At 43.2% G+C, this 11,576-nt stretch carries 9 protein-coding genes and 1 pseudogene; 5 read left to right on the forward strand and 5 right to left on the reverse strand.

Going from position 1 to position 11,576, the window contains the following annotated elements:
- Nucleotides 1-410 precede the first annotated feature (410 nt).
- The 4 genes from ACXAEY_RS02350 (at nt 411) to ACXAEY_RS02365 (ending at nt 4,618) form a co-directional block, all read left to right on the forward strand.
- Nucleotides 411-1,904 carry an amidase gene (locus ACXAEY_RS02350; RefSeq protein WP_474810211.1) on the forward strand — a complete coding sequence of 498 codons (1,494 nt, stop codon included), beginning with the start codon at nt 411-413 and terminating at the stop codon, nt 1,902-1,904.
- A 228-nt stretch (nt 1,905-2,132) separates the two neighbouring features.
- Nucleotides 2,133-2,309 (forward strand): hypothetical protein, encoded by a 177-nt coding sequence (locus tag ACXAEY_RS02355; protein WP_270180261.1) that lies wholly within the window; start codon nt 2,133-2,135, stop codon nt 2,307-2,309.
- A gap of 206 nt (nt 2,310-2,515) precedes the next feature.
- The gene (locus ACXAEY_RS02360; protein ID WP_474810213.1) at nt 2,516-3,346 is read left to right on the forward strand and encodes a nuclease-related domain-containing protein; all 831 of its coding nucleotides are present in this window, start codon (nt 2,516-2,518) and stop codon (nt 3,344-3,346) included.
- A gap of 168 nt (nt 3,347-3,514) precedes the next feature.
- Nucleotides 3,515-4,618: a plasmid pRiA4b ORF-3 family protein gene (locus ACXAEY_RS02365; protein ID WP_474810214.1), complete on the forward strand. Its 1,104-nt coding sequence runs from the start codon at nt 3,515-3,517 to the stop codon at nt 4,616-4,618.
- 403 nt (nt 4,619-5,021) lie between these two features.
- Here the strand turns inward: ACXAEY_RS02365 and ACXAEY_RS02370 are convergent, their stop codons facing one another.
- The 5 genes and pseudogenes from ACXAEY_RS02370 to ACXAEY_RS02390 all read right to left on the reverse strand — a co-directional run bounded on the left by ACXAEY_RS02370 (nt 5,022) and on the right by ACXAEY_RS02390 (nt 9,831).
- Nucleotides 5,022-6,413 (reverse strand): APC family permease, encoded by a 1,392-nt coding sequence (locus ACXAEY_RS02370; protein ID WP_474810216.1) that lies wholly within the window; start codon nt 6,411-6,413, stop codon nt 5,022-5,024.
- Between the two features lie 12 nt (nt 6,414-6,425).
- Nucleotides 6,426-7,784: a 4-aminobutyrate--2-oxoglutarate transaminase gene (gene gabT, locus ACXAEY_RS02375; RefSeq protein WP_474810217.1), complete on the reverse strand. Its 1,359-nt coding sequence runs from the start codon at nt 7,782-7,784 to the stop codon at nt 6,426-6,428.
- Nucleotides 7,785-7,797: 13 nt separating this feature from the next.
- Complete coding sequence (locus ACXAEY_RS02380) at nt 7,798-8,454, reverse strand: GntR family transcriptional regulator (RefSeq protein WP_270180257.1); 657 nt, start codon at nt 8,452-8,454, stop codon at nt 7,798-7,800.
- Nucleotides 8,455-8,620: 166 nt separating this feature from the next.
- Nucleotides 8,621-9,499 (reverse strand): annotated as a pseudogene (locus ACXAEY_RS02385) (IS3 family transposase); the annotation flags it as partial.
- An 11-nt stretch (nt 9,500-9,510) separates the two neighbouring features.
- Nucleotides 9,511-9,831, reverse strand: coding sequence for a transposase (locus ACXAEY_RS02390; protein WP_474810219.1), 321 nt, complete (start codon nt 9,829-9,831; stop codon nt 9,511-9,513).
- Nucleotides 9,832-10,054: 223 nt separating this feature from the next.
- On the opposite strand from ACXAEY_RS02390, the gene ACXAEY_RS02395 reads away from it, so the two are divergent.
- Nucleotides 10,055-11,503, forward strand: coding sequence for a cell wall-binding repeat-containing protein (locus ACXAEY_RS02395; RefSeq protein ID WP_474810220.1), 1,449 nt, complete (start codon nt 10,055-10,057; stop codon nt 11,501-11,503).
- Nucleotides 11,504-11,576: the final 73 nt, after the last annotated feature.

Here is an 11,576-nt window from a genome sequence, read left to right on the forward strand (position 1 = left end):
GTATCGGCATGAACCGTAAGCGTTTCCAAACACTGTCATATACCCTCTTTAGAGCATAATTAAAACGCTTGTAATTCGGTTTGGGGACTCGATTGAATGGATAATTCTAGTAAATCACTATGCAAGCTAGCACTATTGTGTTCTGTAATTGTATACAATTCGTCTGACGTTAGTTGCCATTTTAACGTAAATAGCTTCTAATTTCCAGTAGTTATCAGAAAAAATAGAAAAATTAGTCGATTAGATGTATTGGTAAGACTATATTTATAGGTGGATTAAGGGGTTGTTTAGTTTATTTTAACAGAATTTGTAGTTTGAATTATTTGAAAACTTAAAAGAGATTGTATACAATTTTAATTAGCATAAATTGGTTTTGGAGCAGAAGCAATTAAATTTGAGGAGGCAAATGTATGACGTTTGATGTAAAAGAAGCAACGATCAATTCGATTCACGCAGCTATGAAGTCTGGTGACGTAACGTGCCGAGGTCTCGTTGAAAGTTATTTAGAACGTATTGACGCCTACGACAAAAATGGCCCTGAAATCAATTCTATTATCAATGTAAATGCAAAAGCCTTAGAAGAAGCTGATGAACTAGATCGTTATTTCAAGCAAACGGGAGAATTTAAAGGAACGCTACATGGCATTCCAATCCTCGTGAAAGATCAGGTCGAAACGAAGGAAATTACCACGACGTTTGGTTCGGAAGTCTTCAAAGACTATGTGCCAAAAGAGGATGCGACTGCGATCAAGCTGCTTCGTGAAGCAGGTGCAATTATCCTTGCAAAAACGCTTCTGCCTGACTTTGCAACATCATGGTTTGCTTTTTCGTCAGCAGGTGGCGAAACGAAAAATCCATATGATCTAACGCGAGACCCAGGTGGTTCGAGCAGTGGTAGTGCTGCTAGTGTGGCTTCAAATTTCGGCACGGTTGCGATCGGAGAAGACACTGGAGGATCGATCAGGCTACCGGCATCCTTCAATAATGTTTTTGGTATAAGAGTGACGACTGGCTTGATCAGTCGAAACGGAATGTCACCATTGGTCCATTTCCAGGATACAGCAGGTCCGATGACAAGAACGGTGAAAGACGCTGCTATTTTACTAGATACATTAGTCGGATACGATGAAACGGATGCTTTTACAGTCGCTTCCCTTTACGCAAAGGACAAAGGGAACTATGCTAAGAACCTTGATAGTAAGGCGATGCAAGGTGCTCGAATAGGCGTGCTTCGTGATGCCTTTGGATCTGATGATGACCCCGAATCGTCTCAAGTGAATGAAGTTGTTAACAAAGCCATCGATGCGATGAAGGAAGCTGGTGCGACTGTAATCGATTCTGTTACGATACCTAGACTTCAGGAATTTAATGAAGAAACGGCACTTTATTTAACGCAGTCAAAGCATGACATCGATCGATTTATCCAAGAAAGGTCGAAAGAGACGATCGATGGTATTTATGAAAATCAGCACTACCATCCTCTATTAGATCTCTTCGAAGGAATCGTAGGCGGACCGAAAAATCCTGAAGAAGATCCAAACTATTATAAACAGCTCAAAGCGCAGGGTTTATTTAAAAGGGAAATCGAGAATGTGATGGCAAAACATGAACTAGATGCGATCGTCTTCCCTGATGTTCAAATTATCCCTCCGACAAAAGAAGAGCTTCATAGCGAAAAATGGACGGTATTAACGTTTCCTACAAATACGTTGATCTCATCGCAAACAGGACTACCTTCTATCTCCATGCCAGGAGGCTTCACAAAAGATGGACTGCCTGTTGGTGTGCAGATCCTTGGTAAATCGTTTGATGAATCAACCTTATTGAACATCGCTTATTCTTATGAGCAGCATGCGAAGCCACGTAAAGCTCCTAATTTTGAAGAGAAAAAAGTTAAACAATAGAGTAGGAAAAAAGAGACTAGTGCTGCTAGTCTCTTTTTAATGGAAGTTAGAGGTGAATGTGAAAATATTCCTGAAGTTATATTTATGAAGGATATTGAAGAATTTGTAAGAAAAAACCCTGCTATATATAGGTAATAGTCTCTAAACAGAAACACTCCTTTCTCCCTAGTTCGGTTAAACTTATGAAAACATACTACATAATTGATTCAATATGAGGGGGATAATCGTATGAAAAAATTAATAGTGAACGCTTTTCTTGTAACAGGTTTGCTATTAGGAGGCTTCTTAATCGATTTCACTGGGGGCAGCAGTAGTGGAGAACCGATAGAGCTTAGCGGTACATCGCCTTTAAGCGATAAGGATCTTCCACCACAACATACGCCGGGTGGAGGTGATGGAAACTAAGATTGATAGAGCGGAATAATTGAGGGGATTCGTTCGGCGTGGTTTATACAATCCAGTAGAGAAAAGCGAGTTGCATGGGGGCGACTCGTTTTTTTTATTTTTCGTAAAGATGTTTACTGGAATATATATACAGTTGTTGGGTGTAAAAGTATACTTAAGAAGAATTAAGACTGCTGTAAAAATAGACGGGTAGAAAAGGTGACGATATGGCGAGGGTTGCAAAAAGGGAGACGATTCTTCAGCAGACGAGAGAAGAGTCACTCTTTATGAAGAGAAGGTTAGAAGGCGAGATTGATCGGATTAAGCGAGAGAATAAAAAGGACATCCTCTTTTTATCGATCCTATGGATGTTTGCACTTGGAATCGCATTGTTTTTTATTTTCCCGATAGGATTTATTCTAGGATGGTTCGTAGGTCGTGAACTGCTCTTGCGAAAGTTGTGTGGAGATAGAAGACATCAGCTTAAAGATTTGGGGAAACATATCAAGCTGCAGCCTGGTGAAGAAGGGGAAAGCAAGGTGTCTGACGTGATAGAGGGGTGGTTACCTGACTCATTTACATTGATGAATGATCTTGTCATACCGAATGGTCGAAATGGAACTCAAATCGATCACGTCTTAATCGGCCCAGAGAAAATCTATTGTATCGAAACCAAAGACATTACTGGTAGATTCTATCCTCATCGAGAAGGATGGCTCTGGTATCCATACAACAGTAGAGGGAAGGTCATAAAGAAAACGATCGTAAAAAGTCCACAGGGGCAATCGATCTATCATGCGAACCATCTCAGGAAGTATTTGAGACGTAATGGCTATTATTTTCAAGTCGAACCGGTCGTTATTATGACAAATTCACGGGGTGTTTGGATGGGGAAACAGGATGCTAAGTGTCCAATCTTTCGGATTCAAGACTTTGTTCATTACGTGAAGAAGGAGAACAAGGGGAAGATTACAAGGGAGAAGAGCGAGGAGCTTGCTTCACTACTGCTGGAGTGTGATCGGGATTATTCTGACGGGTTCTATGCGGCGATAAGGTGACGAGTGACAGGTACCACCCGGATTAGCTCACATAATGTCGAAGCAGGTATTCGTGCTTTGTTTAATAGTCTAAATAAACCCGAAAAGTAATACGCTCGTCTATGCTAATATGAATGGTGAGAGATTGATTATTACATATCACTACTAATAGTAAAAGGGGCGTTATGAATGCTAATCCAAAGCACGAAAAAGTTACTTGATGAACTGAAAGTTACGCCTTCAATACCACATGAAGAAAACCCGCTATTTTCATGGCATGCTAACATCATTAAGCTAGGACGAAAGAAGACACTTGTGTTAGTAAATGATGCGAATCGGTATGTGATTGTTCTGTACGGTGTGAAGGCAACTAATATGAAGAAAATTGATAGATTGATTCCAGAAGCTATCGAGAAAGTTTTTCGTGCAGAGGGCATTAAAGATGAAATCATCGCACGTTACGTGGAGAACTTGGGTGAGATGTCCATCACCAAAACGAAGGATAGAAAGTCTGTAGCAAGGTTAAATAAAGCCTGCGAGAATGTAACTTACTTCGAGGATAGTATTAGAGATGAAGAAATGATTCAAGAAAATTTGAGCATGAGGATTAGCAGTATGCTGGTAGGAGATGGAAAGAACAGTTATGTGATCCCAAACGAGGAATTATACAAAGATTTAGAGGAACTAACAGGCCAAACCATCTTCCATTCTGAGGCTGTTGAAATGAAAGTTACCTTACAACTAGATAATTATTCTGTATGGAGGAAGCTGACGGTTCCAGCAAACACTACTTTTCCTACATTTCACTCCATCCTCCAAGATGCTTTTGGTTGGCAGGATTGTCATCTTCACGAGTTTAATATTTATCCTCTCTATGATGACAACAAAGTCATTCCAATCAGTATGGACAAGCCTGTGTTGCAATTAGTGTGTGATGAAGAAGCATTTGAATATCAAGAAGACGTCCCGTTGAAGATGGAAACTGGTGTAAAGTTGTCAGATGTTCTTCCAGCAAAGATTGAATACAACTATGACTTTGGTGATGGCTGGGAGCATGTGATTGAAGTTGAAAGAGTTGTTGATGATTATAGATTCAACTATCCAATCTGCACTGATGGTGAAGGAAACGCTCCTCCTGAAGATGTTGGCGGTGAAGGTGGCTATGATGAGTTTCTTAAGATCATTCATGATAAAAATCATCCAGACCATGACTATATGGTTAACTGGGGTAAGATGCAGGGATATAAGAACTTTGATTTGAGAGAGATAAATTGGCGGTTGAAGGATGGTTGAAGTAGTGACGGAGTGACAGGTACCACTCGGTATTTGTCGAAGGAATCTTACGCTGTAGAAATGAAGAATAAAATAAAGAATGAGGCTGGGACAAAACTAAAATATATGAAGGGAATCGCAAATATTGAATGTGAAAGAGTAAGACCTTAGCGTAGCCAACATACGTAGACTCCTGCGGGAACAGCACGAGTCCGAAGGCCCCGCAGGAAAGCGTTTTTTGCTTTCTGAGGAGACTGAGGCCGTGCCCGCGGAAAGCGAAGTATGTTGGCGAAGCGGCGGTTTCCTATCTGTAAATTACAAAAGACCCGAACTGATTCAAATGAATTGTTCGGGTCTTTCTCGTGGTTATATGCTTATGTCCCAGCCTCATTCGACATGAAACGGGTGGTGACAGGCACCCTCACTAAAATGTTTTGTTTTGCTCTGTACTCACTTCTTTATAAACACCTTTCCTCATCCTCATAAAGAAATACAATCCGACGATGGCCCAGCCGGCAAACATGATCCATTCGTATGGCCAGATGAGAGACGCTGGCATACCTGGTAAGTAGAGTGTGATGAAACCGAAGCTAAGGATGAGTGCAAGGTAACCGTAAACCGGAGATTTTGCAGCCCGGAAAGGACGCTCCATGTTCGGCTCTCTTTTACGAAGGACAATGAATGATAGTGCGACAAGGAAATATGCAACAACGATTCCAAGACCGCCAGCATCGACGATCCAGACGAGCGCAGATCGTCCTAATAGCGGTGCTAGCATAGACAAGATTCCGATGAACAACACGGCGTTTGAAGGCGTATTGAACTTTGGATGCAGTCGTCCAAACCATGCTGGGAGCATACCGGACTTTGCCATCGCGTAAAGAACACGACTTCCTCCGATGACGAACGAGTTCCAGCTCGTGATGATCCCAGCTACACCACCAATGATTAAGATCTGAGCAAATAGATCTGATCCGAATAAGCTTGCGATTGCGTCTGCTGAGGCAAGTTCTGTGACGGCCAGCTGCTCTTGATTAAGACCGAGTCCAACCCCAAGCGCAATCGCGAGGTAGAACAAGATCGCACCTACTACGGAAACGACAAGGAACATACCGATCTGGCGTTGTGGCAAGTTCGCTTCTTCAGCAACCTGAGGAATGACATCGAATCCTACGAATAAAAATGGGACCATGACGAGCACGGTCATGATACCACCGGCTCCTCCAACGAAAGCGGGAGCGAGGTTCGATGGATCCCCGTGGATACCTGACCCGAATATTAAAAGAAGTCCGACGCCAATGATGACGATCGTGAAAAATGTCTGCATGGCAGCTGCTTGCTTAAGTCCTATGTAATTGATCGCGGTGATGATGAGCGCCCCGCCTGAGCCGATCAATACCCAGTTTAGATGAACATCCCATCCTGCAACGGTCCATAAGTAACCAGACTGGTAATCAGGGATGAGGTAGTCGATTACGGTCGGTAACGCAACGGCTTCAAACGTTGCGACTGACACGTACCCGAGTGTGATTGCCCATGACGCGATGAAAGACATATTTTCGCCGAGTGCTCTATGCACATATTCATGCTCTCCACCAGCCTTTGGCATGGCGGAGGCGAGTTCAGCGTAGTTCAGTCCCACACAGACGACTAGAAATCCCCCGATCACGAATGCTAAAACGGCCCCGAACGAGCCAGCGGATGTAATCCAAGTACCAGATAACACGACCCATCCCCAACCGAGCATCGCACCTAGTGCGAGGAAGAGGAGGTCGAACCTCGATAGAACTTTCTTTAACTGTTGTCCTTCTTGCATGCTTGAAACCTCCTATCCTTCTGAAGTGACTAACGTGCTATTCCAAACCGTTCGAACTGCGTCTGAAATGATGGACAAGCCTTCGTCAAGCTCCTCATCTGTAATAACGAGCGGCATGAGGAAGCGGATGACGTTGCCATAGACGCCTGCTCCAAGTACGAGAAGTCCTTGCTGTTGAGCGGTAGAAATCATTTGAGCGGCTAAGCTTTTAGCAGGTGTTTTCTTTTCTAAGTCGCTCACGATTTCAACTGCAACCATCGCTCCGATTCCGCGGATATCGCCGATACAATTTACTTCTTGAGACAATTGGTGGAAGGCATCTTTTACTTTTTGACCGACTTCGTTTGCGCGATCGTTCAGTTTCTCTTCTTCAATCACATCGATCGCAGCGAGAGCAGCGCGACATGCTAATGGGTTTCCGCTGTATGTTCCACCTAGCTCACCACCGTTCGCAGCATCCATCACGTCTTGTCGGCCGATCACGCCACTAATCGGCATGCCTGCACCAAGTGACTTCGATACGGTGATGAGATCAGGAGTAATATCAAAATGCTCAGATGCGAAGTAGGTACCTGTTCTTGCAAAGCCTGTTTGAATTTCGTCCGCTATAAAAAGAATGCCGTGCTCAGCGCATATTTCTCTAACAGCCTTAACAAAGGCTTTGTCAGGTACGATGAACCCGCCTTCCCCTTGAATAGGCTCCATCACAACTGCTGCGATCGTTTCTGGAGCGACGTCTCTTATTAGAAAGTCTTTGAACTGTTCAATCATATGTGCACTATATTCTTCTTCTGTCATAGTCGCAGGCCGGCGATATGTGTAAGGGAAAGGAGCTTTGTACACTTCTGGAGCAAATGGTCCGAAGCCGAATTTGTATGGTTTAACTTTGCTCGTCATCGACATCGTCATAAGCGTTCGACCATGGAAAGCGTTCGCAAATGTGACGATCGCCTGGCGACCAGTGTACTTTCTAGCGATTTTCACTGCGTTTTCTACAGCTTCAGCTCCGCTGTTTTGGAGAAGAACTTTTTTATCGTGCGCGCCAGGTGCGAGTTCAGCTAACTTTTCAGCTAGGGCGATGTATGGCTCGTACATCATGACGTTAAAACCAGTGTGGATGTACTTTTCTACTTGATCATGAAGCGCATCCTTCACTTTTGGATGGCAGTGGCCAACGTTGATCGTACCGATGGCCCCAGCAAAATCGATGAACGTATTGCCATCGACGTCCGTAACTTTTGCCCCATGTGCTTCTCTAGCAAAAGTTGGAACGCCGTAACTAACCGCGTCAGGAACGATTTTTTTCCTGCGTTCTAATAAGTCACTAGCTTTTGGCCCTGGAAGAGGGGTATTGATCGATGCATGTCTCATAGAAAATCTCTCCTTAGCTAAAAATAGATTTGCGTTCAGACAAGTCGTCGAGTGTTGAAAGTAAGTGAGTTTCAATCTCATCGCACATCTTGTCTACATCTCGGTTTCGAAAAGCTTCTAAGATCGCATGATGTTCAGGGATAGACTTCGCTTCTTCAGTTGGTATGGTATAAAATTCGTCTTTCAAGATCAGGTAGCAATCGGACCATTGGTTTAAACGCTCGATTTCCTGAAGTAGAAACGTGTTGTTTGAGAGTTTAGCAGGGAAGGCGTGAATGAGGGAGTTGATGGTTAGAAATGCCTCAAAATCCTTTGATTCATATGCCTCAAGCTCACGCTTCAATAACTTCTCCATCTCAACAACGTCTTCATCTGTCATGTTTTCGATTGCTAGCTCAGCAGCATACCGTTCGATGACGACGCGCAGGCGAAACACATCCTCGAGCTCTTTGTCAGAAGGGTTGCACACGAATGCCCCTCGATGAGGGATCAGCGTGAGAAGGCCTTCACTCTCGAGGCGTTTAAAGGCAGAGCGAATTGGAGTCCGACTCATTTTCAATTCCTGGCTTAGCCATTCCTCTGTTACGCGCTGGTCTGGGTTTAACTTCTTGAGCATGATTGCTCGCTTTACTTTCTCGTACGCAAGTTCTTCGTTTCGTTTTTTTTTCATTTTTATTGATTCCTCTCGATTGTGTTCATGTATTGTATACAATTTCTTCGCTGTTATTTGCCATGATAACCCAATTCATTCTAAATTTCTAGTATTTTCAGAAAATAAAGAATGCGGTGCCTGTGATTTAACCCCCTAAATATGGACACAGGCAAATTCCGAAATTTCAACTCGCATTTTTATAGCTTTTATAGAAATCTGATGGTGAAGCGAATCCAAGTTTTTGTTGGATTCGCTTTGTGTTGTAATAACGAATATAGGATAGGCTGTTTCTTCGAAACGTGCCACCATCAATACTGGGATAGAAGCACGGGAATTCCACCTTAAGCTGAGAGAAAAAGCTCTCTATAACGGCATTATCCCAACAGTTTGCTTTACGGGACATACTTGGTGTGAAGCCCATTGTTTTACTTAACTGATTGTAGCGTAGAGAGCGATAAACACTGCCTTGATCACTATGAAGAAGAACACCAGATAAGCTTTTGAGTTTTCGTTTCTTTTGTGCTTCTTTTAATGTTGCCTCAATTAGATCCTGGTTCGGACTATCACTTAATTGGAAAGCAATCACTTCGCGATTAAATAGGTCCATCATCGTTGAGATGTACCATTTCTTATTTTCTATGACCACTTCTGTCATATCCGTTACCCACTTTTGGTTGGGATGCAACGCTTCAAACTGGCGGTTTAATAGGTTCTCATAAACGTAGCCACCTGCCAATACCTTCACTTGTTTGGTCGCTTTCTTTTGACGGACTGTAGCCTTAAGATTTGCTTCACGCATTAAACGAGCTACTTTCTTGTGGTTTACGATTCTAGCCTTCTTTCCTGTTTTCATATGCTTGGCAATGCGCTTGGCCCCATACGTACCGCGCCGAATGGCATAAATCCGTCTAATACGAGTGAGAAGCGTTTTATCTGAATCGTTGGCGACCTTTTTCGGTCGCTTCAAAGAAGCATAGTAACCACTACGCGATACGTTTAGTACTTGGCAAAGCAATCGAACAGGATAATTGGCTGAATCCTTCCTCAAGTAGGAAATCGCTGCGTACTTATTGCTTACTCGTTCTCTTTGAGAAAGGCCTGGAACTTTTTTAGGATTTCATTCTCCAACTCTTTTTCTTTCAATTTCTTCTCTAGTTCTTTAATCCGTTTGGCGTCAGCTAAACTACCCTGACCTTCCACTTTAGATCGTATCGTTCTGGAGGAATCCTTAAGTCCTTCGTCTCCCCATTTTTTATAGCGATGGAGCCAGTTATAAATTGAATCTGGGTTGAAACCAATCTCTTCTGCCACAACTCTGACAGGTTTATTTTCTTTTAGAACTTGATCAACAGCTCTTTTTCTTAATTCGAATGTAGAATGTGGTTTTCTCGCCATCAATTCTTTCCCCCTTAAACTCACTTGTGTCGTATCTTTATGATACCTCATGTGTCCACAATAAGGGGGTCGATCACTGTCACCACCCGGTTTTTGTCGAACCATATTATGGTAGTATGTACCTAAATCATCGTTCGACAGTACCTTACATGGATTGTGGTGCTATTCACCTATATAATGAGTCTATGTTACATAATCTGGGAGAAGAGGCGGGGATGAGCGAGTGAAGAAAACACTATCATGGCTATTATTTGGGATTCTAGTATTCAGCGGATTTACCTGGACAGACGCGTCTGCAGCAAATGGCACGTCTGAGTTAAAAGAAGAGATATCCAAAGTAAAACAGGACAAAAGTACTTCTTTCTCTAAGGAAGAGAAAGAAAAGATTGAAGCTCATCTTAAACAAAAGCTTTCAAAAGATCCAACGAGTGTTAAAACGCTAGGTGACTATTTAGAGAATGAGCCGAATGATGAGTTTAATGAAGCGAACATCCTTCATATGGAAGACGTTGTATACGGTACATTTGATTGGGAAGACGTAGATTTCTATCAAATCCAAGTCAATAATCCTATAGAGCTCGTTGTAGTTGGCTCTTCACAACCGAGCGTAGACTTAGGATACCTCGTAGCTGATGCTTATGGAGATTGGCTCGAACCAGATCTGTATGAGGTTTACGACGACGGCACTCAGGTGCAGATTTATACGATTCCTGAAGGAACGTACTATATAGGAGCAATCGATCTAAACGGTGGAGGAACAGACGGTATGTATGCTCTTTCTGCCTTTAACACCGAGTATATCGAGCGACTTTCTGGTAAAGACCGCTATGAAACGGCGATTGAAATCGCTGAGTACGGCTGGCCATATGGAACAGATAACGTTGTTCTTGCCACTGGCTCAACGTTTCCAGACGCGCTAGCAGGTGCGCCTCTTGCATTTCAATTAGATGCACCAATTCTACTAACGCCGAAAGCAAAGCTTGATAGTCGAGTGCGAGAATTAATACGAGATTTCGATGTGAAGAAGGTTACGATTTTAGGAGGAACAGGTGCCGTTTCAGCGGATGTTGAAAACGACTTGCGAAATAAGATGGGGCTTGAGGTCGAGCGTTTAAAAGGCAAAGATCGCTATGAGACGGCAGCAGCGATCGCAGATGAGTTACTACCAACAAAACAAGCAGTCGTTGCCTACGGAGGCAACTTCCCAGATGCCCTTTCCATCGCGCCGTATGCGGCGATGTATGGTCTTCCAATATTCTTAACGGATAAAAACGAGCTTTCAAAAGCGACGAAGGATGCGATGGCCTCCTATACAAAAACGTACGTGATCGGCGGGACGGGTGCGATCAGTGAGAAGGTGAAAAACCAATTGCCTTCGCCGACTCGCTTAAAAGGCAAAGACCGTTATGAAACGTCGATCTCCATTACGAAAGAGCTGAACATGCCGACGGTGGGTGTATTCCTCGCGACTGGAGAAGGATTCGCGGATGCTCTTACAGGATCCGTTCTTGCCGCAAACTACGGAGAGCCAACGATCTTGACGATGAAAAATCGTTTGCCATCTGGGACGAAGGCCTTCTTTAAAGAAGAGAACACTACTTTTTACACGATCTTAGGCGGAAGTGGAGCAGTTGGACCCGGTGTTGAGGAGGATATTTTGGGGTTTGAATAAAGTATGTGATTTATCTACAAATCTCTAAATATTTAGGACTCACTATCAATTCAAAGGGTAGTGAGTCTTTTTA

It is taken from the genome of Anaerobacillus sp. ABA4_114 (assembly GCF_056159065.1).